A 24,234-nucleotide genomic window follows, 5' to 3' on the forward strand; every position below is an offset into this window, starting at 1 on the left:
CGGTTCCGGCCCTAGCCGGGGGCGCGGCGACAACTCGCGAAGCGGCGGTCATGCCCGGCTCGCAGCCGACGTGGCCGCCGCTTCCGGCTTTCCAAGAGCGCCGTCAACCAGTGCAACGGGTCGCTTCGGTGTGATCCGTCAACGGAGGTGCGACACCTCTCCGCCAGCTGATGCGAGACAGGCCTAGAAGCCTGCCGACCCATGAGGCGGCCAACGCACGGATCCGGCCGATGTGAATACCTGCTCGCCGCTGGGCTGATCGACTGCCACAATCACAACCTGTGACGAACGCTGAGTCGAGAACACCGCCGACCCTCGCGACGTGGGCAGAGGTCGACCCCGCGCGATACCCGTTCGACCCGGCCGAGGTACCCGCGTTGGCGCGGAGGTTAACGCCCGTGCCGCCGCCCCCGCCGGGCCGCGACGATATCTCAGGGATCGAAGGCTCGGCGGCATGGGCTTGGGTCGAGGCCGTCAGCACGGTGCTGGCCGACCGCTACGGACCGTGGGCATACGACTGGTACTCGGCGCCTGGTACGTGCTGGATCATCGAGCGTATTCCTGCACCCTCCGAGGCGCCTGCCTTGGTCGCCGAATCGCTGCTGACCCGGCGGCGGTGGCTGGAAACCGTGGCCGAGCGATTCGACCGGTTCCTACCCCTTCTCGATCCGGCACAAGCCGCAGAGCCGGGCGATATCGTCGCCGCCTGGGAGGCCGCATTCGCAGAACTGATACGCGCCGCCGCCGCCCCTCTTGACGACTACGACGGCTGGCAAGGCTGGTGCACCGAGACCATTCAATGGTTTCTCACCGCCTACGGCATGCCCGTGAAGCACGCGGAGGCACTGGCCAACAGCGCTTTTCCCAGACGTTTCTGCGACGACGACCGGCTGACCGTAGCCCAGGTGAACGACGTTGCTGAACGGCTCACCCGCGACGTGCTCGACCCTGGCAGGGTCTCACCGGCTGCCCCGACTGACGTCTGGCCAGACACCTGGCCGCAACATTGGCCGGCATGGCGGGCGACGAACACGACGGGCCACGGCTGGAGGTGACCGATTTGACCTCGAACGAGGTTCGAATCTGCCGCGATCCTGTCGGCGACCGCTCGGTTCGGCTCACGCTACTGCCCGCGATCACATCTCGTGTGCCTGCGATCACATAGGTAGCATCCCGGTGAGCGCTGGGAACCTCGAGGATGGAGGGGCGGGCCGTGACGGGCGTGGAGTGGGCACTTGCGGCGTCCAGCTTTCTCGCGGGGCTCGCGGCGGGCTTCCTGGGTGGGCTTTGCATGATCCTGCGTCCCATGCAGGCGGCCATGGACGGTCCGGGCTTCCGGAACTTCATGGAGACGTTTCTTCGATACGCGGGCCACGGCTTGGGCAAGGCGTTCAACTATGCCTGGTCGGGCGGGACGACCATCGCCGCGGTCGTCGCGCTGGTGCTGCTCCGGGACGATCCCGGCTCCGCCTCGTTCGTCTTCACCGCGATCGCCCTGGCTGTCGTCATCGTCGGGATCCTCGTCGTCTCCAATGCGTGGAAGACGCCGACCTACAACATGATTCTGGCCTGGGACGCCGAGGCGATGCCGGCGGACTGGGAGGCGGGGCGGCAGCGCTACTTCACCATCAACTGGATCCAGCTGGCGACGACCTGGGCGGCCTTCGCCCTGTTCCTGGTCGCTCTGATCTCCCTTTAGGTGAGTCCCGCCCTGGGTGTTCGTCAGGCACGTGGTCAGCGGCGGTTAATCCCGGTGACGCCGGTGGTTGTCCCCGCAAGAATGGCCGACGTGGAAGAGGTTGAAGTCGTCGTCGCTCATAGCGAGCGCACCACCCTGCGCGTCGGTGACGTGTTCCTGAAGATCGACGCCGATTCGACGCGAACCGCGGTCGAGGTTGAGGCGATGGCCATGGCGCCGATCCCGACTCCGGAAGTCCTGTGGCGCAAGCCGCCCGTGCTCGCGATCGCCGCCGTGCCCGGCAAGGCGCTCGGTCGTCTCGGCGAGCCGTCGACCGCGTCGCCGGCGGCGTGGGCCGCGGCGGGTGCCGTCATACGGAGGTTGCACGACGCGCCGTTGCCGCCGTGGCCCGGTCGGAGCCTCGATGAGCTGGCATCGGATCTCGACCGCGAATGCGAGTGGCTCCTCGCGAACGCTGTCCTTCCCGCGGACGTCGTCACGCGCAACCGCGGCATCGCCGAGGCCGCGCTGCGGCCGTGGAAGCCGGTGTTCATACACGGCGACCTTCAGATCACCCACGTGTTCGTCGACGGAGACGAGATCAGCGGCATCATCGACTGGTCCGAGGCCGCCCGGGGCGATGCCTTGTTCGACCTCGCCACCTTGACCCTCGGACACGAGGAACACCTGGGCGACGTGGTCGCCGGCTACGGCACCGAGGCCGACGTGGACGTGATCCGCGCGTGGTGGTCATGGCGAAGCCTGGTGGCGTCCCGCTGGCTGGTCGAACACGGCTTCGACCCGTCCTCACCAGGCTGCGAGTTCGATGTGCTGAGATCCCGGATGCGGGACACAACGTAGGAACGCCCGGGTGGCCGTCGTTCGCTATTTGACCGGTCTTGGTGGCCCGACTTCTACACATGGCAGGGGAGGAAGGTTCGGAGGAACCTCCGGGCACCAGATGGTCGGAGTTACGAACTTGGATCCTTCGGGGGCCAGCGGCCCGGGGCATCCCTCGTTGGCGACAGTAGGGTCGCAGCCCGCCGGGTACTTCACGATGAGCGTCCCATCCGGCTGCATCACCCTGCAGAAGTTGCCGCCTTCGGTGGGGCGGGCGATATCCGAGCGGCATGCCTTGATGATCGCCGCCTTGGCCGCGGCTGCGTCGATCAGCGGCTTGGAGCAGACGACGCCCTGATCCGGACCCGGGTTGATCAGGCTCATGTCGACGCATCCGCGGGACTTGTTCAGCCATTCCTGGCACGGCCCGGTCCGCCAGCCTGACTGCTCGCATTCCCACATGAACCGGCGGACCTGCTCGCAGGTGTTCTCGATCTCGGCTCCAGGCGCGGGCTGCTTTTCGGGAGCGTCGGGCTCCGGTGCCGGTTGCTCCTTCTTCTCGGCCGCCTCGGTGGCCTTCTCCGCAGCCTCCACCGCCTTTTCGGCGGCTTCCTCCGCCTTCTTGGCCTCCTCGTCCGCCTTTGCGGCGTAGACGGCCTTGTCGTTGATGTTGGTGGCCTTCTTCGCGAGATCCGAGTATCGGGACGACTCCGACGCGTGGGCAGCCGCCTCTTTCGCCCAATAGGTGCTCTCCTTGGCATGTTCCGCGACGACCGGGTCTCTGCCTGACGCGCGTGATTGCCCTGCCGCGTGATCGGCCGCGATCTCGGCACGAGTTGCGGCGTCCGCTGCCTCGAGCATGGAGATCTCGGCGTCTTCATCGAACGAAATCGCTTCCGCCGCCGCCAGGTCTTCTTCTAGTTGCGGGTAGACCTTCTCCGGAATGCTCGCGAGGTTCCAGTCGTCCTCCTTGAGCGCGATAGCCGACCGGCGGACGAATTCCCAGTATGCCTTTGCGTACTTGTATTCAGACCAGGTGGTGAAGGCCGGAGGACCCGCCGCTGCCGGATCGGCCGGTCTGCTGCCGCACCTGACCGAGCTTGCTGACGGCAGGCTGCCGGCGAACGTCCCCAGGCCCGTGTATTGAGCCCCGGCCCGGTCCACCGTGTTGAGTTTGGGCGTTTCTGAGCATGCTTCCAGAACGTCTTCCGCATTCTTGCCTCGCGTATCGGCTATCGCTTCGGGAGGCGTCTCGGGCTCGACTTCCTGTTTGGCGCTGGTGAAGCCGCGACGCCCGCAGCCGACCACGGCGAACTGCTGCACCGAGTCAATGAAGCCGGCTTCCCGCCCGGGGAAGAAGTCTGCCAGACGGGAGCGGGGCACCTGTTCCTTCAACTGCGCACATATCAGCGGGTTGACCTTTGTGCCGTCGTCTTGAGCCTGACGTTCACCGTCGAGGAGGCGACAGTACCGGGTAATCGTGGCCTGCGTGGAATCTCCTCCGCCGCAAGCGGAAACCACGCAGGTAAGCAGCAGGACGGCGACCGCCATTCGAGCAATGGTCGAAAACGAGCGGCCGATATCGACTGGATTCGCCATGTCCTTGATGTTGGACAGCCTTGCATCCAGCCAGTGACCGCGGCATCTTGGAGTCCAAGATCCGACGCCCGGCCGGCGGGCGGCGACGGTCGGATTCCTCGTCGGACGAGTCGGACGATCGGTGCGGTGCGGGACCCGATCGCTGTCGGTACGGTGTGACGATGGCTGGCGGTCGGCGCGGTGGTGCAAGTCGGCGCCTCGCCTGGGGTCTGCTGCTACTGGCGGCATCCGTTGTCCTGTTCGGCCTGGCCTGGCTCCTACAGGACAGTGGGATGCTGGGCGGGCTCGACCAACTGTTCAGCGTCATCGGCGGAAGTGCGGGAGCAGCCGCCCTCTACCTGACGGTACGACCGCATCGACCGGCCGCCGCTCCGGCCGCCGGCGGCGATCCGGCCACGTTGGATGCCCTCGCGTCGACCGTGGCGGCGGTGTGGCGACCCGAGCAGCGTCACCGCCGACTGCTCAACCCGCACCCCTTGCCGACCGCCTGGACCACCATCGGCCCGCCGATCGCCGACCACTGGAGCAACATCCGCAGCGACGGCGACCCGACGCCGCTGGATCTCGACGGCTGCTTGGACCTGCATCACCCCGACGCGCTGCACCGGGTCCTGACCGACGAGCGGCTGCGTGGCCGGGTGGTCGTCCTCGGCGAGCCCGGCGCCGGCAAGACCGCGTTGCTGCTGCGCGAGGCCCTGCGGCTGCTGCAGGCACGCGAGCCGGGTGGCCGGGTTCCGGTGCTGCTGCGGCTGTCCACGTGGAACCCTGACGAACAGAACCTCGAACAGTGGATCGCCAGTCAGCTCGTCGGCGAGTACGCCTGCCATGCCCCCGTCTCGACCGACCGGCTGCTGCCGCTGCTCGACGGCCTCGACGAGATTCCCGCTCCGCGCCGGGCACGCGCGCTACAGGCGATCAGCAACACGTTCGATTCCGATCACCCGCTCGTGCTGACCAGCCGCAGCAACGAATACCTCGACTCCCTGGCCGCGCTGCCGGGCATCGCCATGGCCGCGGCCGTGGTCCTGGAACTCACCGACGTGCCCGCCGACGTCGCCCGTGAGTACCTTCAGCGGGCCACCGGCCGCGCCGACTGGGCGCAGGTCTTCGACCGCGATGCCGCCGCCCATGGGGGCCGGCTCGCCGCCGCGCTCACCGAGCCTTTGTGGATCGACCTCGCCCGCACCACCTACGCCGACCCGGACCAACCCGATAATCAGCCTGCGGAGCTTCTCGGGCTGCCCGATACCGACACCGTCCACACCTACCTGCTCGACCGGCTCATCGTCACCGCCTACCCGGACCCGCCCGAACCGAGCCCGGCGGGACAAGTCTGGCGCCGAGCCGACGCCGCCCGGTACCTCCGGCACCTCGCCGACCACATGCAACGCCAGAACACCCAGGACTTCGCCTGGTGGGAGCTGGCTCGCACCGTGCCCCTCCGCGCCAGGCTCGCCCAGACGGTCGCCGCCGCGCTCGCGTTCGGGCTTGCGGCCGGGCTCGCGTTCGGGCTGACGATCGGGCCCTTGTTCGGGCTTGTGGTCGGGCTCGCGTTCGGGCTCGCGTTCGGGTTCCAGTTCTGGCGCTCCACCTGGCGCCTGGCGCCGTCTCGAAGTCAGGTCCGGTGGCGCAGGTCGGATCAGTCGGTGGTTTACCGCCTCGGATTCGTGTTCGTGTGGGGCCTCGTCTGCGGGCTCGCGGGCATGGTCGCGGTCGTGCTCGGTGGCGTGCTCGCGGTCGGGCTCACGGGCGTGCTCGAGGTCGGGCTCACGTTCGGGCTCACGGTCGGTCTTGCGGTCGGGCTCACGAGCGGGCTCGCCTTCGGGCTCGGCAACGAATTCACCACCGTCCTCGACAGGAGCGACGCCGACCTTCTGTCGACCGACCCGCTCGGGCTTCTGCGCAACGACCGGCGCAGGACGCTGGTGACCGCGCTCGCGGTCGGGATCGCGTTCGTGCTCGCGGTCGGGGTGACGGTCGTGCTCGCGGTCGGGCTCATGTTCGAGCTCGTGGGCCTGCTCGTGAGCGGGCCCGCGGTCGGGCTGGCGTTCGCGTTGGCGACGAACTCGTGGGGGGTGTTCCAATGCGCGCGGCTGTGGTGGTGCGGCCGGCACGCCCTGCCCTGGCCACTCATGACATTCCTTGCCGACGCCCACCGGCGGGGGCTGCTCCGGCAGGCCGGAGGCGTCTACCAGCTCCGGCACGCCCTACTCCGTGACCGGCTGACCTCACAAGCTCACAGCGGTCCGGCGATTCCGGCCACGAGGACCGCGGATGCGAGTAGCCACGCCTATGGCGGCGAACCCCTCGACATCGACTCATCCAACACAGCGTGAGTCCGCCACCCGGAGTAAGTCGCGAAGGGCGGGACATCGTCGATGTCCCGCCCTTGTCCGGGTCCTGCAGGCGAGCGGTCAGCGGGGCCGCTGCTGGCGCATGCCCTTGCCGCCCGGCCGCATGTTCTTGGGGATCGCGCCCTTGGGCATCTGCGGGCGGGCCATCAGCGCGCCGAGGCGCTTGTCCAGCGCGTTGACGTCCTTGCCCGTCAGGTTCCGGGGCAGCTTCATCACGGTCGTGCGTAGCTTGCGGATCGACAGCTCGCCCTCGCCCCTGCCGATCACGTAGTCGTACATCGGGGCGTTGCCGATCACCTTCGACAGGCGGCGCTTCTCCTGGCCCATCAGGTTGCGGACGCGCTGGGGCTGTCCCTCGCCCAGCAGGATCACGCCCGGGCGGCCGATGACCACGTGGACCATGTCGAACTGGGTCGTCGAGCTCGCCGCGGGGCGGACCCGCCAGTCACCGCGCATGTTCTCGACGATCGAGGCCGCCGCGCCGGGCTGGCCCTCCGCGGCGTTCATCATCGCGGTGTTCGAGCGCAGGTTGAGCACGATCAGGGCCGCCAGCAGCGCGACCATGACGCCGATCGGGATCCAGATCCAGCCGAGGAGGAGGGCGGCCACCACGGTCAGCGCCACCGGGATCAGGACCGCCGCGATGATCAGCGGGACGAACCACTTGTCCTGCCGCGCGGTGAACGTGAACACCTGGCCGATCTGCTTCAGGCGCTCGACGAACGAGACCTTCTCCTGGGGTTTTGCCATACCCGAAAGTGTAATGGTCACCGAGGGGCCTTACTCGCCCAGGACCCGCACGTAAGGCACCCCCGGCCCGGATATCAGGCACCTTCCCCATGCGTGGCCGCCACCTTCGCGCGAAGAGTCGAGGACAGCAAGGACGACCGATCGCGAGGAGTTGCCATGTTCGAGCCCAACGACCCCCAGTACCTGCTCGACCTGTACCACCAGCGCGCCGGCGAGCGGCAGCGTGAGGCGCACGCCGACCACCTCGCGCGGGTGGCGTCCGGCGGCGGCCGGCACCGCCACGCGTGGTGGCACCGGCCCGCTCGCCGCCCCCGCCCGGTGCGGGCGCCCGCGGCGTCGTGACCGTGCTGATCGGGGCAGGCGCGCCGTGGCTCTGGCGTGACATGCTCGACGGCGTGACGGCGCGGGCAGGCAGCGAGGTTCTCGTCGGCCGGGAGGCCGACCTGTCCGCGCTGCGCGACGCGCTGAAACGCACCCGCGGCGCCGAGCCGTCGACCGTTCTGGTCGGCGGCGAGGCCGGCGTGGGCAAGACCCGCCTGGTGGAGGAGTTCTGCCGTGCGGCGCTCGAGGACGGTGCCCGGGTCCTCACCGGGCAGTGCCTCGAGCTCGGCGAGGAGGGCCTGCCGTTCGCGCCGTTCGGGGCCGCGCTGCGCCGGCTCGTGCACGCCGACGGGCCGGCGGTCCTGGACGGGCGCGAGGACGAGTTCGCCCGCCTGCTGCCCGAGCTCGGCCCGCCGCCGCTCGACGTCGTCGGGGATGCCCGCCGCGGCGTCCTGTTCGAGCTGGTCGCCGCCCTGTTCGACCGGCTCTCCCGGCAGCAGCCGCTGGTGCTGGTGATCGAGGATCTGCACTGGGCCGACCGGTCGACGCGCGACCTGATCGGCTTCCTGGTCCGCGCGGCGCGCCTGCCGCACGTGCTCCTGCTGGCCACCTACCGGACCGACGAACTGCATCGCGGCCATCCGCTGCGGCCGTTTCTGGCCGAGCTCGATCGCGTACGCGGGGTGCAGCGGGTCGAGCTCGAGCGCCTCGACCGGGACGGCACCGCCGAGATGCTGGCCCACCTGCTCGGCGGCGAGCCGGAGCCGCGGACCGTCGACACGATCCACGAGCGCGCGCAGGGCAATCCGTTCTTCATCGAGCAGTTCGCCGCCTCCGGGGAGCAGGGCTGCGGCGACATCCCGCACAGCCTGCGTGACCTGCTGCTGGCCCGGGTCGACCAGCTGCCGGAGGCCTCTCAGAAGCTGCTGCGGGTGGCCGCGGTCGGCGGCACCAGGTTCGGCCACGAGCTGCTGAGCCGGGTGGCGGGCGTCGACGAGGCCGAGCTGGAGTCGGCGCTGCGCGCGGTCGTGGCGGCGCAGCTGATCGTCGTGGACGCCGACGACGGGTTCGAGTTCCGGCACGCGCTGGTCCGTGAGGCCGTACACGATGATCTGCTGCCGGGGGAGCACGCCCGCCTGCATGCCCGGTACGCCGAGGCCGTCGAGGCCGAGCCGCAGCTCGTCGCGATGGGCCGCGCCCCCGCGGAGGTCGCCCATCACTGGTACGCGGCGCACGACCACCCCCGCGCGCTGACCTCGGCCCGCCTCGCGGCCGACGCGGCCGGCCGGCGGTACGCGTACGCGGAGCAGGCCCGCCTCCTGGAGCGGGTCCTCGAGCTGTGGGAGCTGGTGCCGGACGCGGCGCGGCTGCTCGGCACCAGCCACCTGGACCTGCTGGAGGAGACCGGGCTGGTGGCGATCGACGCCGGCGACCACCAGCGGGCGCTGAAGCTGACCAAGGCGGCGCTGGCCGATCTGGACGCCGGTGCCGAACCGGTCCGGGCCGCGCGGCTGCTGGTGCGGCGCAGCAAGCTGCTCTTCAACGCCGGCAAGAGCGACGGCGCGGCCGAGGTGCGCGCGGCGCACGAGCTGCTGCGGTCGGCGCCGCCCTCGGCGGAGCGGGTCAAGCTGCTCTCGGACGTGGCGTTCGCGCTCAGCGTCGACGACGACGATGAGGCCGGCCGGGTCGCGGCCGAGGCCATGGCGGCCGCCGCCGAGATCGGCGACGTGAGCATCACGGTCTCGGCCAACATCACGTTCGGCCAGGTGTGCGCCGGCCGGCTGCCGCCCGACGAGGGGCTGCCCGCGATGACGGCCGCGGCGGCGCTGGCACGCGAGAACGGCGACCTGCCGAACCTGGCCCGTGCGCTGGTCAACGTGTCCGACGTGCACTTCGAGCTCGGTCGCTACGAGGAGTCGGCGGCCGCGGCGGCCGAGGGCGTTCCGTACGCGGACCGGGTAGGGGTGAACCGGACCACCGGGGTGTTCCTGCTGGCCAACCACGCCGAGGCGCTGGTCGCGCTCGGCCGCTGGGACGAGGCCGACGCGCGGTGCGCGGAGGCGGCCCGGCTGGACCCGCCCGGCACGCTGGCGCTGCCCTGGATGCGCATGCGGGCCCGCATCCGCCTGGCCCGTGGGCACGAGGGCGCGGAGCCGCTCGCGCACCGGGCGATCGAGTTCCTCGGCCGCAAGTTCCTGCACCGGGAGAACCGGCTGTCGCTGCTGGAGCTGCGCATGCTGGTCGCGCGGCACGCCGACGACGCCGCCGCGGCGCTCTCGGCCGCCCGGCAGGCGGTGGCCGAGCCGGCCATCACGGACCGGCCCCGGTACGGGTGGCCGGTGCTCGCCGCGGCGGCGACGGTCGCCGCGGAGTCGTCGGACGATGCGCTGTGCGCCCGGATCCCGCAGGTCGCGGCCGCGCTGCCGCGGCGTTATCCGGCCGACCGGGCGTACTCGGCGCAGGTGGACGCGACGCTGGAGCGGCGGCCGGAGCTGTGGCGCAAAGCCGTGGCGGCGTGGCGGGCGGACGGCCAGCGTTATCCGCTGGCGGTGGCGCTGCTCGAGCTGGCCAACGCCGCGGCCGGTGCCGGGGACCGCGTCGCCGCGGGGGAGGCGGTCGAGGAGGTGGCGGCCATCGCGGGCGAGCTCGGTGCGGTTCCGCTCGCCGCGGCCGCCGACACCCTGGCGCGGCGGATCGGGCTGCGTTCGGCGGCGCAGCCGGCGCCGGCCGGGACGCAGACGCTCACCGACCGCGAGCGTGAGGTGCTGCGGCTGGTGGCCGAGGGGCAGAGCAACAGCCGGATCGCGCAGCAGCTCTACATCTCGCCGAAGACGGCGAGCGTGCACGTCTCCCGCATCATCGCGAAGCTGGAGGTCTCCAGCCGCGGCGAGGCGGCGGCTGTCGCCCATCGCCTGGGCCTACTCGGCGAATAGCTCAAGACCCCGGATACGTCTTGGAGGCGCCGAAGGCCTCGGTGGAGAGCCTTATCCCTTACGCAGGGCGGGGTGATCAACCGCAGCGGCGACGTCTTCGACCTGCTCCCGGTCCGAACTCCGCCTGCGCTCAGCGAGGGTCCGGGCCGGGTAACGGGTGGCGGCCTCGGCGGTCGGCGCGCTCCCTGCCGCAGTCACGCCGGCCGACGGCGGCGGCCGCCCGCAGGTCCGCGCCGACCCGGCGGGGCTGTCAGTTGTTCATCGCCGACCGGCGGGGCTGTCAGTTGTTCATCGCGAGGCGGCCGGCGACCGCGGAGATCCAGAGCGATGCCGTGATCGCGCCGACGGCCAGCGTCAGCGAGCCCGCGGCCCCGCCGCCCATCGCCCACAGGTCCCCGGTCAGCAGCGCCGTCCCGGCGACGATCGAGACCATCGCTGCCCGGTGGTTCCCCGAGCGGGCGAACCGCCGGGCCAGGGCGTAACAGGCCGCGATCGAGGCGGTGAAGGCGAGCATGCCCGCGGCCATGTGGCCGTAGCCGTGCCAGCTCAGCGCGGGCATCCCGTACGGCGTGCCCGCCGGGAAGCCGTCGGCGGGGTCCATCACGAGGACTCCGGCGGCGAGCAGCCCCAGCCCGTACGCGGCGACCAGCCTCGGCACCCAGCCGCCGCCCAGTGCGCGGCGCAGGCCGACGGCGCCGGCCAGGGTCAGTATCCCGGCGATCGTGAAGTTGGCGATCTGGAGCCAGCCGAGCGAGCCGTTGCTCAGCGCGCTGAGCGGGTGCCGGGTGAGGTCGAAGCCCGCGCGGGTGGCCGCCTGGGCGAGGGAGAAGGACGCCCACAGCGGGCCGGCGACGGCGACGCAGGTGAGCAGCGTGCGGGTGCTGGTAGTGGCGGACGGGGTACGGGCGGCGAGCGCGGTCATGGCGGGCCCTCTCGAGTTCGTATCCTGCGGTTCTGCCGCTGCGTCGGTTCCGGGATGTGACAGGGAATGATTTGATTACCTGTCACATGAGTCGTTCGACGCTGGGGCATGGCAACCACCGAGAACGGAGCAGTCCCCATGCGCTTCCTGATGACGACCAAGCCCACCGACGAGCCCGCCGACGAGAACCTGTACGCCGAGATGGGCAGGTTCGTCGAGGAGCTGACCGCGGCCGGCATCCTGCTCGCCACCGGCGGCCTCGAGCCCGGCGGTGTCCGGATCACCTCGACCGGCGACGAGATCACGGTCATCGACGGACCGTTCACCGAGGCGAAGGAGGCCGTGGCGGGCTTCGCGCTTGTCGAGGTCCGCTCCCGGGAGGAGGCGATCGAGTTGACCCGCCGCTTCCGCAAGATCGTCGGTGACGGCGAGAGCGTGATCCAGCAGGTCTTCGGCCCGTGACCCGGACGATCCGCATCCCCGGCCCGGAGGCGGGCCGGGGATGACGGACGCGCACCGCACGATCGACGCGGTCTGGAAGCTCGAATCGGCCCGGATCATCGCCGGGCTGATGCGGATCGTGCACGACGTCGGCCTGGCCGAGGAGCTCGCACAGGACGCGCTGATCACGGCCCTGGAGCAGTGGCCGGCCGAGGGCGTGCCCGACAACCCCGGCGCCTGGCTGACGGCGATCGCCAAGCGCCGGGCCGTCGACCACATCCGCCGCGCCCGCCTGCACGAGCGCAAGGCCGAGGCGTACGCGCGGGAGCTGGACCGGCCGCCGGAGCCCGAGCGGGACGACGTCCTGCGCCTGATGTTCATCTCCTGTCACCCGGTGCTGCCGACGGAGTCCCGGGTCGCGCTGACCCTGCGGGTGGTCGGCGGGCTCACCACCCGGGAGATCGCGCGCGCCTTCCTGGTGACGGAGCCGGTCGTGGCCCGGCGCGTCGCGGAGGCGAAACGCGCACTGGCCGAGGCGGGGGTGCCGTTCGCCCTGCCGGACGCGCGGGAGCTGACCGGCCGGCTGTCCTCGGTGCTCGAGGTCATCTACCTGATCTTCAATGAGGGCTACTCGGCGACCTCCGGCGACGACCTGATCCGCCCGGCGCTCTGCCTCGAGGCGCTCCGCCTCGGCCGGATGCTCGGCGAGCTTGCGCCGCGCCAGGCCGAGGTGCACGGCCTCGTCGCGCTCATGGAGATCCAGTCGTCGCGCTCGGCCGCGCGGACCGGACCGGCGGGCGAACCGATCCAGCTGCACGACCAGAACCGCGGCCGCTGGGACCAGTTGCTCATCCGGCGCGGCTTCACGGCGCTGCTCCGGGCCCGCGAGATCGGCGGTACGCCCGGACCGTACGTGTTGCAGGCGGCGATCGCGGTGTGTCATGCACAGGCCCGGACGGCCGGGGAGACGGACTGGATCCAGATCGCGGCCCTCTACGACGCGCTGGCCCGGCTGATGCCGACGCCCGTGGTGCGGCTCAACCGGGCGGTGGCGGTGGGCATGGCCCACGGCCCGCAGGCCGGCCTCGACCTGGTCGACTCCCTGCTCGGCGACCCGGCACTGCGGGACTACCACCTGCTGCCGGGCGTGCGGGGAGACCTGCTGCTCCGGCTGGGCCGCCCGCAGCAGGCGCGGGAGGAGTTCGAGCGGGCCGCGGCGCTGGCCCGCAACGCCGCGGAGGCCGCCTTCCTGCGCCGCCGTGCGGAACAGATCTCCGCACCCGAGGCGGACGCCGTCACGCTGGGTGAGTCGGTCCGCGCCTTCCTGGCCCGCGACGACCTGGGCGCCGAGACGTTGCGCTCATACGGGCAGACGCTCGGGCGGCTGTGCATCGCCCTGGGCGAGCGGGTGCCGCTGGCGGCGGTGACCGCGGAGCAGGTGGCCCGGGCCTGCACGACGCGGTGGGGCGGCACGGCCGCCGGGACCTGGAACCGTCATCTGTCCGCTATCCGTTCGTTCGGCGCCTGGGCGGCGGCGGACGACCTCACGGCCGGCCTGGCCCGGCGTGCCGAAGCCCGTACCCGCGCCGAGCCGATCGGCGCGCCGGACCTGGACCGGCTCTGGTCGCGCGCGGATCTGCCGCTGCGCGAACGAACCCTGTGGCGCCTGCTGCACGAGTCGGCGGCCGGGGTCCGGGTCGTGCTGTCGCTGAACGTGGAGGACCTGGACCTCGACGACCGCCGGGCCCGGTCGGGGTCCGCCTGGGTGACCTGGCGGGCCGCAACGGCCCGGCTGCTGGAGGCCCTGGTAGCCGGCCGGTCTCGCGGCCCGGTCTTCCTCGCCGATCGTCGCCCGGGGCCGGGCCGGATGCCCGCCGAGGCCGACCGCTGCCCGCACACCGGCCGCGGCCGCCTCTCGTACGAGCGCGCCGAGTACCTCTTCAAGCAGGCCACCAGCGACCTGGACCCCGCGGGCGGCGGCTACACGCTGCGCCGCCTGAAGCCCCGCTGAACCCGCCCCTGCCAAACCGCCCCGCCCACGCCTCGCCCCGCGCTGCCCGTCCCGGCCTGCGCTGCCGCAGGTGCGGGGTGGGCTGATCGCCGCCGGAGTTCCTGCCCTGCACTGCCGTGACTGCGGCACGGAGCGTGTGGACCGCCGGAGTTCCTGCCCTGCACTGCCGTGACTGCGGCACGAAGCGTGTGGACCGCCGGGGCCGCCACCCCTGCCCCGCCCCGGGCCCCGCGCAGCGCGGGGAGAGTTCGGACCGTGAGCAGGTCGAGGACACCGCTGCTGCGGTCGATGACCCCGCCCTGCGTAAGGGAAACAGGGTCCGTGAATTTGACCCCGCATTGCGTGAGGAAAGCGGTCCGGGAAGCGACGACGCCGTTCGGCTGCGGAAAGTTGTCAGCCGCGGGCGGCGAGGGCCTGCTGGTAGAGGCGGCCGGCGCGGTAGGACGAGCGAACCAGCGGCCCGCTCATCACGCCCGCGAAGCCGATCTCCTCGGCCTCCTCGCGGAGCTCGACGAACTCCTCCGGCTTGACCCAGCGCTCCACCGGGTGGTGGCGCGGGGTCGGCCGCAGGTACTGCGTGATGGTGATGAGCTCGCAGCCGGCCTCGTGCAGGTCGCGTAGGGCCTGGGAGACCTCCGTGCGCTCCTCGCCCATGCCGAGGATCAGGTTGCTCTTGGTCACCAGGCCGGCCGCCCGGGCCTGCGTGATCACGTTGAGGGAGCGCTCGTAGCGGAAGGCCGGGCGGATGCGCTTGAAGATGCGGGGCACGGTCTCCACGTTGTGCGCCAGCACCTCGGGCGCCGAGCCGAAGACCTCGGCGAGCTGCTCCGGCTCGGCGTTGAAGTCCGGGATGAGCAGCTCGACGCCGCAGCCGGCCTGCAGCTTGTGGATCTGGCGGACCGTCTCCGCGTAGAGCCAGGCGCCGCCGTCGGGGAGGTCGTCGCGGGCCACGCCGGTGACCGTCGCGTATTTCAGGCCCATGGTCGCGACCGACTCGCCGACGCGGCGGGGCTCGTCGGCGTCGAACTCCGCCGGCTTGCCCGTGTCGATCTGGCAGAAGTCGCAGCGGCGGGTGCACTGATCGCCGCCGATCAGGAACGTCGCCTCGCGGTCTTCCCAGCATTCGTAGATGTTGGGACAGCCGGCCTCCTGGCAGACCGTGTGGAGGCCTTCCTTCTGGACCAAACCACGCATATGCGTGTATTCCGGGCCCATTTTGGCTTTGACTTTGATCCACGGCGGCTTGCGCTCGATAGGAGTCTCGGCGTTGCGCGCCTCGATGCGCAGCAGGCGGCGGCCCTCGGGAGCAATAGTCACAAGGCTGAGGTTACGCCGATCGCAAGATCAACCGTTGCAGGGGCGACGAGGCTCACGCGGCGGATCCTGTGAGCGCCCTCACGCCCCCGCGCGAATTCCGTTTGCGGGCCGATCCGGCGCTGTTATGGTCGCGGCCACGGCGACGACGGAACCGAGTAACGCCCCGATCCACCGGCCGAGAGAGCCATCGGCAGCTGTGAAGATGGCCCGGAGCCGGGGCGCGAAGACACTCCCGAGCCGAGCACGACAAGAGGCGCGCAGGGGACACCCCGCGCGCGAAGGTGTGGTGGTACCGCGAGGATCCCGCTCGCCCACGCCTCCCTGGGGCCGCGTTGCAGTCACCGAGGAGGTAAAAGCCATGCAACGCATCCTCTCCGCCGAACTGGCCCGGCACACCGGCGAGACCGTCACGGTCGCCGGCTGGGTACACCGCCGCCGGCTGCTCAAGTCGGTGGCCTTCCTGATCGTCCGGGACGCCGCCGGTCTCACCCAGGTCGTCGTGACCGAACCCGAGGTGCGCGCCCGGATCGAGGAGCTGCCGGAGGAGTCCGTCGTCGAGCTGACCGGCACGGTCACCGCGAACCCGGCGGCGCCCGCCGGCGTCGAGCTGACCGGCCCGGCCGTCCGGGTGCTCAGCGCCGTCGGCGCACCGCTGCCCTTCGAGCTGCACCGGCCGGCGCTGACCGCGAGCATGCCCACCCAGCTGGACCACGCCGCCCTAGCACTGCGGCACCCGGCGCGCGCCCGGGCGCTGCGGGTCGCCGCGGCCGCGGCCGCGGGGTTCCGGGCCACGCTCGAGGAGCGCCGGTTCGTCGAGATCCACACGCCGAAGATCGTCGCGTCGGCCACCGAGTCCGGCGCGAACGTGTTCGCGCTCGACTACTTCGGCCGGCCCGCCTACCTGGCCCAGTCGCCGCAGTTCTACAAGCAGCTCATGGTCGGGGTCTTCGAGCGGGTCTACGAGGTCGGCCCGGTGTTCCGGGCCGAGCCGCACGACACGGCCCGGCACCTGGCGCAGTACACGTCGCTCGACGCCGAACTGGGGTTCATCGCCGACCACCGGGACGTGATGGCCGTGCTCACCGACGTCGTCGCGGGCATGACGGCCACGGTCGCCGAGCGGACCGGCGTCGCGGTGCCCGAGGTGCCGGAGGAGATCCCGGCCCTGCACTTCGCGGAGGCGCTGCGGATCGCGGGAGCGCCGGCCGACGAGCCGGACCTGGCGCCGGCGCACGAGCGGGCGCTGGGGGAGTGGGCGCTGCGCGAGCACGGCTCGGAGTTCGTCTTCGTGACCGGGTACCCGATGCGCAAGCGGCCGTTCTACACCCACCCGCAGCCGTCCGACCCGGCCTGGTCGAACAGCTTCGACCTGCTCTTCCGCGGGCTCGAACTGGTCACCGGCGGGCAGCGGCTGCACCGCCTCGGCGACTACCGGGCCGCGCTCGCCGCGCGGGGCGAGCCGACCGCGGCCTACGAGGGCTATCTCGACGCCTTCCGGTACGGCATGCCGCCGCACGGCGGCTTCGCCATCGGCCTGGAGCGTTTCGTGGCCCGGCTGACCGGCGCGGGCAACGTCCGCGAGGTCACTGCGTTCCCGCGCGACCTGCACCGGGTGACACCGTGACGGCCCGGCGCCGGGTCAGGCGATGACCGCGATCGTCACGCCGACCACGATGATCAGCGGGATGATCGTCGTGCTGATCAGGATCCACCACGCGACGGGGTGGCCGAAGTTCAGCACCAGCCCGCCGCCCTTCTTCGGCACGAAGACCCGTTTGTCGCGCGGGTCGCGGTAGAGGCTCACAGCAGCGTCGGCAGGTGGCGTTCGACGACCGGCATCAGGTCGGCGACCGTCACCTGCCGGCCGAGCTCCGTCGTCAGCGACGTCACCCCCGCGTCGCGGATGCCGCAGGGCACGAAGCGGTCGAAGTTCGTGAGGTCGCAGTCGGCGTTGATGGCGAAGCCGTGCTGGGTGACGCCGCGGGCCACCCGGATGCCGACCGCCGCGATCTTGCGGTCCGGGCCGCGGTCGTCGGCGAGGACCCAGGCACCGCTGCGGCCCTCGATCTGCGACCGCCCGGCGACGACGCCGAACTCGGCGCAGACGTCGATCAGCAGCTGCTCGACGCGGCGCACATAGGCCACCACGTCGATCGGGTCGCTCAGCCTGACGATCGGGTAGCCCACGAGCTGGCCCGGGCCGTGCCAGGTGATCTTGCCGCCGCGGTCGACGTCGACGACCGGGGTGCCGTCGAGCGGCCGGTCCAGCGGCTCGGTGCGCTTGCCGGCGGTGAAGACGCTGGGGTGCTCGAGCAGCAGGATCGTGTCGGGCCGGGAGCCCGCGACCACGGCGTCGTGCAGCCGGCGCTGCTCGTCCCAGGCCTCGCGGTAGTCGACCAGGCCCGGGCGCAGGACCTGCAACGTGGAAGTCGTCACCGCCTCAGCCTAGCCCTTGGCGACCGGGTCGACTCCAGGGCGGATGCGCCACAGCAGCACGCCGCCGACGTGCTCCGGCTCGCCGAGCAGGTCGGTCGCGGTCATCTCCACCGCCGCCCGGAACAGCGGGCCGTGCGAGCCGGTGATCTGCTCCGGCAGGATCACCGCCTGGATGTTCCAGTCCGCGAGGTCGACGCGGGCCTGTGCACGGTCGTAGTCGTCGAGCGGGGCGACGTAGCCGTACAGGGCCGCGCGGAAGAACAGCCAGTCGGTGTGCCGCTGGGTGGCGCCGATCTGGCCCGTGCCGTCCGGCCCGCCGGGCCCGAGGAAGTAGCCGTCGGGGATGCGGAACTGCTCACCGCGCCGGGCCATCGTGTACGCCTGCCAGCGCTGCCCGTCAGCGGTGTCGGTGGTCGCGAAGGGCAGCGTGGTCAGCGCGCCGCCGTCGGTGACGTAGTCCTTCCAGATCCCGTCGGCGATGAACGGGGGCTCCGGCGCCCGCTCGGTGGTGAGCAGCGGCAACGGGAGGAGGGGCACCAGCGCCACCGCGAAGCCCGCCGCCCAGAGCGTGTGCGAGCGCACCGACGGCGTCGGCTCGCTGAGCAGCCGGTCCGCGCTGAGCGCGAGGACGATGCCGATCACCCCGACCACCACGAGGGCGAAGCGGCCGGGCAGTGCCGAGTCGAAGAGCGGCAGGTGCTGCAGGGCCGCGTACGGGAGCTTGATGCTCGTCGTGTCCTTGAAGAACTTGAGCTGCGGCCCGAGGGACAGCACCAGGAAGACCGCGCCGACGGTGGAGAGCGCCGCCAGGGTCTCCAACCGCCCCGGCGCCGCGTGCCGCCGCAGCGTCACCAGCGACACGACGACCAGGATCAGCAGCGGCAGGCCGAAGTAGGACGTCTCCTCGGTCGGGTTCGGCGCCAGGTTGCTGCCCAGGCCCAGCCAGCCGGCGACCGAGCGGGTCGGATATTCGAGGTAGGCGCCGATGTCCTCGGCGTAGTGCGCCTGGTTGAAGCCGGTACCGCCGAACGACTGCGGACCGGCGAAGTGCATGAAGAGCGGGTACGCCAGCAGCCCACCGGCGACCACCGCGGTCACACCGAGCCCGGCGAGCACCGTCGGCAGCGCCCGGCGTGCCTCGGCACGGCACCCCGGCTGCAGCGAACGGGTGATCAGGAAGAGGCCGCTGGCCAGGGCCGTGAAGAAGAGGCCCTCGGCGGCGATGGAGAAGCCGACGGCCACCAGCAGGCCGAGGATCACGCCGTGCCGCAGCCAGCGCCCGGGCTCGGGCAGTTTGAGGACCCACCAGAGCACCAGCGGCGCGACCCAGCCGGCGGTCCAGTTCAGGTGGCCGTTGGCGTGCGAGACGAAGCCGGGCGCAAACCCGCAGAAGAACCCGCCGACCGCCGCCGCGGCCGGGTGCCGGACCAGGTGGCGGCGCAGGAAGAGGTACCAGGCGAACGCCGAGGCGGCCAGATTGGCCGTGAGGATCGTCGCGAAGCTGACCGGCGGGCCGGCCAGCACGGTCAGCGGCGAGAACAGCACGATGAAGACGGTGATGGACGTGTTGGCGGCCAGGTTGACGCCGAGCGGCGCGTTCAGCAGGTCGGTGAAGAACGGGTCGGCGCCGTGCCCGAGCAGGTAGACGCCGTAGCCCAGCAGCCACTCGAAGAAGGCCTGGTCGCCGACGTTCTTGGCGAGGACGTGCCCGGCCGGGTCGCGCCACAGGCCGTTGGTCACCCAGGCCGCGAGGCCCAGCGCGAGGGCGGCGACCACCAGGTGCTGGCGCCACGAACGGCGGCCGCCGGCGCGGGCCGTGGAAACGACCGGCGGATCGGCGGACTCGGAGGGGGCTGCGGCGACGACGGACACCAGCCGCAGGTTAGCAAAGCCCGGGTCCGGGCTCAGGCCACGGCGTTCGATTCCTGGTCGACCGCGGCGCGCAGCGCCGCCTCGAGGGTCGGCTGGGCGAACGTGAAACCGGCCCGCTGAAGCACGCCGGGAAGTACCCGTTGACTGCGCAGCGCCTCGTGGGCGAACTCGCCGAGCGCCACCTGCAGCGCGATGCCCGGCACCTGGAGCACGGCCGGGCGATTCAGCACCCGGCCGAGGACCCGGGTGAACGTGGCGTTGGTCACCGGCTCCGGGCCGACCATGTTGACCGGGCCGGCCAGGTCGTCGCGCTCGAGCAGGAACTCGGTGGCGCCGAGCCAGTCGGACAGGCCGATCCAGGGCACCCACTGCCCGCCGCCGCCCAGCCTGGCGCCGACGCCCAGCCGGAAGGGCAGCATCTGCGGCTTGAGCAGGCCGCCCCGGGAGTCGAGCGGCAGCCCGGTGCGCAGCAGCGCGACCCGGATGCCCGCGTCCTCGGCGGGACGCACGGCCGCCTCCCAGACCCGACACACGTCGGCGAGGAAGCCGGTGCCGGCCGGGGACTCCTCGGTGACCGGGCGGTCGCCGGTGTCGCCGTACCAGCCGACGGCCGAGGACTGCAGCAGGACCCGCGGGCGGTCGGCGGCGGCGAGGCCCCGGACCGTCTGGGCGATCGTCCCGGCCGTGTCCACCCGGCTGCTGCGGATCAGGCCCTTGTAGCGGGCGTTCCAGCGCTTGTCGCCGACGCCCGCGCCGGCCAGGTTGATCACCGCGTCCGCGCCGGCCACCAGCGCCGGGTCGAGTTGCCCCGCGGACGGCTCCCAGGTGGCCTCGCCGGCCTCCCGGGCGGGCCGGCGGACGAGCAGGGTGAGGTCGTGGCCGGCGGCGCGCAGTCGGCCGACGAGCCGGGTGCCGAGGAAACCGGACGCGCCGGCCAGGAGGATCCGCATGATTCCATCATTGCCCGAAGTTGATCCGGCTCAAAACGAAAACAGGGGGCGCCGGGCGCCCCCTGTCTCACGTTCTGCCCCGGATCAGGAGGACAGGCCGAGGTCTCCCTCGAACTGGCCGGCCTCGAGCCGGTCCTTCATCGTCACCAGGAAGCGGGCGGCGTCCGCGCCGTCCACGATCCGGTGGTCGTAGCTGAGCGCCAGGTAGATCATCGAGCGCGGCACGATCAGCTCGCCCAGGTTCGGGTCGTCGACGACCACCGCGCGCTTGACCACCGCGCCGGTGCCGAGGATGCCGACCTGCGGCTGGTTGATGATCGGGGTGTCGAAGAGCGCGCCCCGGCTGCCCGTGTTGGTCAGCGTGAAGGTGCCGCCGGACAGCTCGTCCGGGCTGATCTTGTTGTTCCGGGTGCGCTCCGCAACGTCGGCGATCCGCTTGGCGAGGCCCGCCAGGTTGAGGTCTCCGGCGTCCCGGATGACCGGGACGACCAGGCCCTTCGGCGTGTCCACCGCGATGGCCAGGTGCTCGCCGTCGTGGTAGGTGACCGTGCCGGCCTCCTGGTCGATCGACGAGTTCACCACCGGGTGCTCCCGCAGCGCCTCGACCGCGGCCAGCGCCAGGAACGGCATGAACGTCAGCTTCGCGCCGTGCTTGGCCTGGAAGGCGACCTTGGCCTTGCTCCGCAGGTTGGCGACCTTGGTGATGTCGACCTCGACCACCGTGGTGAGCTGCGCCGAGACGTGCAGCGACTCCACCATGCGGCGGGCGATCGTCGCCCGGATCCGGGTCAGCTTCTCGGTGCGTCCCCGCAGCGGGCTGGCGGCCGGCTTGGCGGCGGGAGCCGCGGCCTCCTGCTTGGCCGGGGCCGGGGCGGCCTTCGCGGCGGCGGCACGGTCCGCGGCCTCGATGACGTCCTGCTTGCGGATCCGGCCGCCGACGCCGGTGCCGGTGACCGACGAGAGGTCGACGCCCTTCTCGGCGGCGAGCTTGCGGACCAGCGGCGTCACGTAACCGGCGTCGCCGGCGCCGTTGGCGCTGACCTTCTCGGCGGCCGGGGCGGCGGCCTGCGCCGGCGCCGGGGCCTCGGCGGCGGGAGCGGGAGCCGGAGCGGGCTTCGACTCGACGAGCGGCGCGGACTGCTGCTGCGGCGCGGGCGCCGCCTGCTTCGGCGCGGGCTCGGCGGCCTGCTGCGGCGCCGGGTCGGGCTTCGGTGCCTCGGTGGCCGCGCCGCCCGGGGCGCCGATGATGGCCAGGTCGGCGCCGACCTCGACCGTCTCGTCCTCGGGGACCTTGATCTCCAGGACGGTGCCGGCGACCGGCGACGGGATCTCGGTGTCGACCTTGTCCGTGGAGACCTCGAGCAGCGGCTCGTCGGCCTCGACGGTGTCGCCGACCTGCTTGAGCCAGCGGGTGACCGTGCCCTCGGTGACGCTCTCGCCCAGCGCGGGCATCTTCACGGCGATGCCCTCGCCGCCACCGGTCTGCGCGGCGGGCGCCGGCGCCTCCTGCTCGACCGGCTTCTCGGTCGAGGGGGTCTCGGGCGCGGCCGGCTCGGGCGCGGCCTCCTCCGCGGCGGCCTCCTCCTTGGCGGGCGCGGCCGGCGCGGGCGCGGCGGATCCCGCGTCCTCGCCGTCGCCCGCGATGATCGCGAGCTCGCTGCCGACGTCCGCCGTCTCATCCTCGCCGACGACGATGCGCGAGAGCACACCGGCGGCCGGGGACGGGATCTCGGTGTCGACCTTGTCGGTGGAGACCTCGAGCAGCGGCTCGTCGGCCTCGACCCGCTCGCCCTCCTGCTTGAGCCAGCGCGTGACGGTGCCCTCGGTGACGCTCTCACCCAGCCGCGGCATGGTGACCGATACCGGCATCTCTCAGAACTCCTTAACGGCTTTGGAACGGGCCTTTAGTCCGGTCAGGGTGGTGATGGGGATCGAAATCAGGCGTGTGCGTGCAGCGGCTTGCCGGCCAGCGCGAGGAACGCCTCACCGAGCGCCTCGTTCTGCGTCGGGTGGGCGTGCACCAGCTGGGCGACCTCTTCCGGGAACGCCTCCCAGTTGTAGATCAGCTGGGCCTCGCCGACGAGCTCGCCCATCCGGGCGCCGACCATGTGCACGCCGACGACCGGGCCGTCGTTGACCCGGACCAGCTTCACGAAGCCCTGGGTCTTGAGGATCTGGCTCTTGCCGTTGCCGCCGAGGTTGTAGCTGTAGGTCGAGACCTTGTCGGCGCCGTACTGCTCCTTGGCCTTGGCCTCGGTCAGGCCGACCGAGGCGACCTCGGGGTCCGAGTACGTGACGCGGGGGATGCCGTTCTCGTCGATGACGGCCGGGTTCTTGCCCGCGATCTCCTCGGCCACGAAGATGCCCTGCTGGAAGCCGCGGTGTGCCAGCTGCAGGCCGGGCACGATGTCGCCGACCGCGTAGATGTTGCCGACGCCGGTGTGCATGCGCTCGTTGGTGATGACGAAGCCCCGGTCGAGGGTGATGCCCTGCTGCTCGTAGCCCAGGTCGCTGGTTGTCGGGCCGCGGCCCACCGCGACCAGCAGGATCTCGGCCTCGACGCTCTCGCCGCCGGCCAGATAGGCCTTCACGCCGTTCTCGGTGTGCTCGACCTTCTCGAACGGCTTGCCGACCTTGAAGTTGATCTTCCGCTTGCGGAAGGCGCGCTCGACCGCCTTCGAGATCTCCTCGTCCTCGGCGGCGACCAGCCGGGGCAGCGCCTCCAGGATGGTCACGTCGGCGCCGAAGGACTTCCAGACGCTGGCGAACTCGACGCCGATGACGCCGCCGCCGAGCACGATCGCGGAGGCCGGCACCCGGTCGAGCCGCAGGGCGTGCTCGCTGGTCAGCACGCGCTTGCCGTCGACCTCGAGGCCGGGCAGGGACCGGGAGTAGGAGCCGGTGGCGAGGATGACGTTGCGTCCGGTGTAGCGCTTGCCGTCGACCTCGACCGTGTCGCGGGAGACGAGCTTGCCGGAGCCCTGGACCAGGGTGATGTTCGGCTGCTTCAGCAGGCCCTGCAGGCCCTTGTAGAGGCGGCCGACAACACCGTCCTTATAGGCGTTGACGCCCGCCATGTCGATGCCGACCAGGTCGGCCTTGATGCCGAACTGCTCGCTCTCGCGGGTCTGGTCGGCGAGCTCGGCCGCGTGCAGCAGGGCCTTGGTCGGAATGCAGCCGCGGTGCAGGCAGGTTCCGCCCAGCTCCGCCTTGTCGATCAGGGCCACCGACAGGTTCAGCTCGGCCGCGCGCAGCGCGGCGGCATAGCCGCCGCTGCCGGCGCCGAGGATCACGATGTCGAAGGTTCCGCCCGGCTGGCTCACGTCTACTCCCGGATCGCGTCGTTGCCACATGGGTCACATGGTGGAAACGGTCACAGCTGTCCTGGCCATCTTGTCACTTACCGCGCCTGTCTATGTATCCAGGTGCCCAACGAGACCGGCGCAGGACGTACCCTTGCGGCAATTGACCGTGAGGAGTGGGGCGTGGCGTGGTTCCGGCGACGCAAGGAGCCGATTCGCGGGGGCGGCCGGCCGGCAGATCGTGCCGATCTTGAGCATCTTGCGGAGTTCGTCCGATCCCGTCGAGGCGTCGAGGGCTACATCGAGCCCCGCACGACGGTGACCGAGACCACGGTGTTGCTCGTGGCACACGACGGCGAGTGGACCCGGCGGCGCATCGAGTCCCCCGAGGCCGCCCGCCGCTTCGCACACCAGCTCGCCATGCCGATCTACGACATCCGCCTGATGGGCTACCCGCAGCGGATGCGCGACTACAACGCCCGCCAGAAGCGCCGCCCGGCCTCCTGAG

The 24,234-nt window shown here is 71.7% G+C and carries 20 protein-coding genes; 10 read left to right on the top strand and 10 right to left on the bottom strand.

Going from position 1 to position 24,234, the window contains the following annotated elements:
- Positions 1 to 281: 281 nt before the first annotated feature.
- From AB0B58_RS05140 to AB0B58_RS05150, 3 genes are all read left to right on the top strand, one after another.
- A complete protein-coding gene (locus AB0B58_RS05140) occupies positions 282 to 1,055 on the top strand; it encodes a hypothetical protein (RefSeq protein WP_360217767.1) in 774 nt (257 codons plus the stop codon).
- Positions 1,056 to 1,291: 236 nt separating this feature from the next.
- Positions 1,292 to 1,699 (top strand): hypothetical protein, encoded by a 408-nt coding sequence (locus AB0B58_RS05145; protein ID WP_360217770.1) that lies wholly within the window; start codon positions 1,292 to 1,294, stop codon positions 1,697 to 1,699.
- 54 nt (positions 1,700 to 1,753) lie between these two features.
- Complete coding sequence (locus AB0B58_RS05150; protein WP_360217773.1) at positions 1,754 to 2,539, top strand: aminoglycoside phosphotransferase family protein; 786 nt, start codon at positions 1,754 to 1,756, stop codon at positions 2,537 to 2,539.
- Between the two features lie 24 nt (positions 2,540 to 2,563).
- Here the strand turns inward: AB0B58_RS05150 and AB0B58_RS05155 are convergent, their stop codons facing one another.
- Positions 2,564 to 4,117 (bottom strand): hypothetical protein, encoded by a 1,554-nt coding sequence (locus AB0B58_RS05155; RefSeq protein WP_360217776.1) that lies wholly within the window; start codon positions 4,115 to 4,117, stop codon positions 2,564 to 2,566.
- A gap of 161 nt (positions 4,118 to 4,278) precedes the next feature.
- Here AB0B58_RS05155 and AB0B58_RS05160 point away from each other — a divergent pair, with 161 nt between their 5' ends.
- A complete protein-coding gene (locus AB0B58_RS05160; protein ID WP_360217779.1) occupies positions 4,279 to 6,453 on the top strand; it encodes an NACHT domain-containing protein in 2,175 nt (724 codons plus the stop codon).
- 78 nt (positions 6,454 to 6,531) lie between these two features.
- On the opposite strand, the gene AB0B58_RS05165 is transcribed toward AB0B58_RS05160, so the two are convergent.
- Positions 6,532 to 7,221 (bottom strand): DUF4191 domain-containing protein, encoded by a 690-nt coding sequence (locus AB0B58_RS05165; RefSeq protein ID WP_360217782.1) that lies wholly within the window; start codon positions 7,219 to 7,221, stop codon positions 6,532 to 6,534.
- A gap of 156 nt (positions 7,222 to 7,377) precedes the next feature.
- Here AB0B58_RS05165 and AB0B58_RS05170 point away from each other — a divergent pair, with 156 nt between their 5' ends.
- Both AB0B58_RS05170 and AB0B58_RS05175 read left to right on the top strand, forming a co-directional pair.
- Positions 7,378 to 7,563, top strand: a complete 186-nt coding sequence (locus AB0B58_RS05170; protein WP_360217785.1) for a hypothetical protein — start codon at positions 7,378 to 7,380, stop codon at positions 7,561 to 7,563.
- A gap of 2 nt (positions 7,564 to 7,565) precedes the next feature.
- Entirely contained in the window at positions 7,566 to 10,475 is a 2,910-nt protein-coding gene (locus tag AB0B58_RS05175; RefSeq protein WP_360217788.1) for an AAA family ATPase, read from the top strand.
- Between the two features lie 280 nt (positions 10,476 to 10,755).
- Here AB0B58_RS05175 and AB0B58_RS05180 read toward each other — a convergent pair whose 3' ends face one another.
- On the bottom strand, positions 10,756 to 11,397 hold the full coding sequence (locus tag AB0B58_RS05180) for a DUF998 domain-containing protein (RefSeq protein WP_360217791.1): 642 nt from the start codon (positions 11,395 to 11,397) through the stop codon (positions 10,756 to 10,758).
- 138 nt (positions 11,398 to 11,535) lie between these two features.
- On the opposite strand from AB0B58_RS05180, the gene AB0B58_RS05185 reads away from it, so the two are divergent.
- Entirely contained in the window at positions 11,536 to 11,859 is a 324-nt protein-coding gene (locus AB0B58_RS05185) for a YciI family protein (protein ID WP_360217794.1), read from the top strand.
- 40 nt (positions 11,860 to 11,899) lie between these two features.
- On the top strand, positions 11,900 to 13,849 hold the full coding sequence (locus AB0B58_RS05190) for a sigma-70 family RNA polymerase sigma factor (RefSeq protein WP_360217797.1): 1,950 nt from the start codon (positions 11,900 to 11,902) through the stop codon (positions 13,847 to 13,849).
- Positions 13,850 to 14,242: 393 nt separating this feature from the next.
- Here AB0B58_RS05190 and lipA read toward each other — a convergent pair whose 3' ends face one another.
- A complete protein-coding gene (gene lipA, locus AB0B58_RS05195) occupies positions 14,243 to 15,166 on the bottom strand; it encodes a lipoyl synthase (RefSeq protein ID WP_360217800.1) in 924 nt (307 codons plus the stop codon).
- 358 nt (positions 15,167 to 15,524) lie between these two features.
- On the opposite strand from lipA, the gene aspS reads away from it, so the two are divergent.
- Positions 15,525 to 16,790 carry an aspartate--tRNA(Asn) ligase gene (aspS, locus tag AB0B58_RS05200; protein WP_360217803.1) on the top strand — a complete coding sequence of 422 codons (1,266 nt, stop codon included), beginning with the start codon at positions 15,525 to 15,527 and terminating at the stop codon, positions 16,788 to 16,790.
- 15 nt (positions 16,791 to 16,805) lie between these two features.
- On the opposite strand, the gene AB0B58_RS05205 is transcribed toward aspS, so the two are convergent.
- From AB0B58_RS05205 to lpdA, 6 genes are all read right to left on the bottom strand, one after another.
- Complete coding sequence (locus AB0B58_RS05205; RefSeq protein WP_184996632.1) at positions 16,806 to 16,970, bottom strand: peptide ABC transporter substrate-binding protein; 165 nt, start codon at positions 16,968 to 16,970, stop codon at positions 16,806 to 16,808.
- Positions 16,967 to 17,602, bottom strand: coding sequence for a lipoyl(octanoyl) transferase LipB (gene lipB / locus AB0B58_RS05210; RefSeq protein WP_360217808.1), 636 nt, complete (start codon positions 17,600 to 17,602; stop codon positions 16,967 to 16,969). Before lipB ends, AB0B58_RS05205 begins: the two co-directional genes overlap by 4 nt.
- Before the next feature lie 9 nt (positions 17,603 to 17,611).
- The gene (locus AB0B58_RS05215; protein WP_360218699.1) at positions 17,612 to 19,381 is read right to left on the bottom strand and encodes a DUF2079 domain-containing protein; all 1,770 of its coding nucleotides are present in this window, start codon (positions 19,379 to 19,381) and stop codon (positions 17,612 to 17,614) included.
- Between the two features lie 125 nt (positions 19,382 to 19,506).
- A complete protein-coding gene (locus AB0B58_RS05220; protein ID WP_360217811.1) occupies positions 19,507 to 20,424 on the bottom strand; it encodes a TIGR01777 family oxidoreductase in 918 nt (305 codons plus the stop codon).
- 84 nt (positions 20,425 to 20,508) lie between these two features.
- Complete coding sequence (gene sucB / locus AB0B58_RS05225) at positions 20,509 to 22,293, bottom strand: 2-oxoglutarate dehydrogenase, E2 component, dihydrolipoamide succinyltransferase (RefSeq protein ID WP_360217814.1); 1,785 nt, start codon at positions 22,291 to 22,293, stop codon at positions 20,509 to 20,511.
- Positions 22,294 to 22,361: 68 nt separating this feature from the next.
- Positions 22,362 to 23,777, bottom strand: coding sequence for a dihydrolipoyl dehydrogenase (gene lpdA, locus AB0B58_RS05230; protein WP_360217817.1), 1,416 nt, complete (start codon positions 23,775 to 23,777; stop codon positions 22,362 to 22,364).
- A 132-nt stretch (positions 23,778 to 23,909) separates the two neighbouring features.
- Between lpdA and AB0B58_RS05235 the strand changes: the two genes are divergently transcribed.
- Entirely contained in the window at positions 23,910 to 24,233 is a 324-nt protein-coding gene (locus tag AB0B58_RS05235) for a hypothetical protein (protein ID WP_360217820.1), read from the top strand.
- Position 24,234: the final 1 nt, after the last annotated feature.

The organism is Actinoplanes sp. NPDC049118 (genome assembly GCF_040648555.1).
GTDB lineage: Bacteria > Actinomycetota > Actinomycetes > Mycobacteriales > Micromonosporaceae > Actinoplanes.

Bases quoted from the DNA above. Each gene is read 5' to 3' on its own strand.
- AB0B58_RS05145 (WP_360217770.1), top strand. From the start codon at position 1,292: ATGATCCTGCGTCCCATGCAGGCGGCCATGGACGGTCCGGGCTTCCGG.
- AB0B58_RS05155 (WP_360217776.1), bottom strand. From the start codon at position 4,117: ATGGCGAATCCAGTCGATATCGGCCGCTCGTTTTCGACCATTGCTCGA.
- AB0B58_RS05160 (WP_360217779.1), top strand. From the start codon at position 4,279: ATGGCTGGCGGTCGGCGCGGTGGTGCAAGTCGGCGCCTCGCCTGGGGT.
- AB0B58_RS05165 (WP_360217782.1), bottom strand. From the start codon at position 7,221: ATGGCAAAACCCCAGGAGAAGGTCTCGTTCGTCGAGCGCCTGAAGCAG.
- AB0B58_RS05170 (WP_360217785.1), top strand. From the start codon at position 7,378: ATGTTCGAGCCCAACGACCCCCAGTACCTGCTCGACCTGTACCACCAG.
- AB0B58_RS05180 (WP_360217791.1), bottom strand. From the start codon at position 11,397: ATGACCGCGCTCGCCGCCCGTACCCCGTCCGCCACTACCAGCACCCGC.
- AB0B58_RS05185 (WP_360217794.1), top strand. From the start codon at position 11,536: ATGCGCTTCCTGATGACGACCAAGCCCACCGACGAGCCCGCCGACGAG.
- AB0B58_RS05190 (WP_360217797.1), top strand. From the start codon at position 11,900: ATGACGGACGCGCACCGCACGATCGACGCGGTCTGGAAGCTCGAATCG.
- aspS (WP_360217803.1), top strand. From the start codon at position 15,525: ATGCAACGCATCCTCTCCGCCGAACTGGCCCGGCACACCGGCGAGACC.
- AB0B58_RS05220 (WP_360217811.1), bottom strand. From the start codon at position 20,424: ATGCGGATCCTCCTGGCCGGCGCGTCCGGTTTCCTCGGCACCCGGCTC.
- sucB (WP_360217814.1), bottom strand. From the start codon at position 22,293: ATGCCGGTATCGGTCACCATGCCGCGGCTGGGTGAGAGCGTCACCGAG.
- lpdA (WP_360217817.1), bottom strand. From the start codon at position 23,777: ATGTGGCAACGACGCGATCCGGGAGTAGACGTGAGCCAGCCGGGCGGA.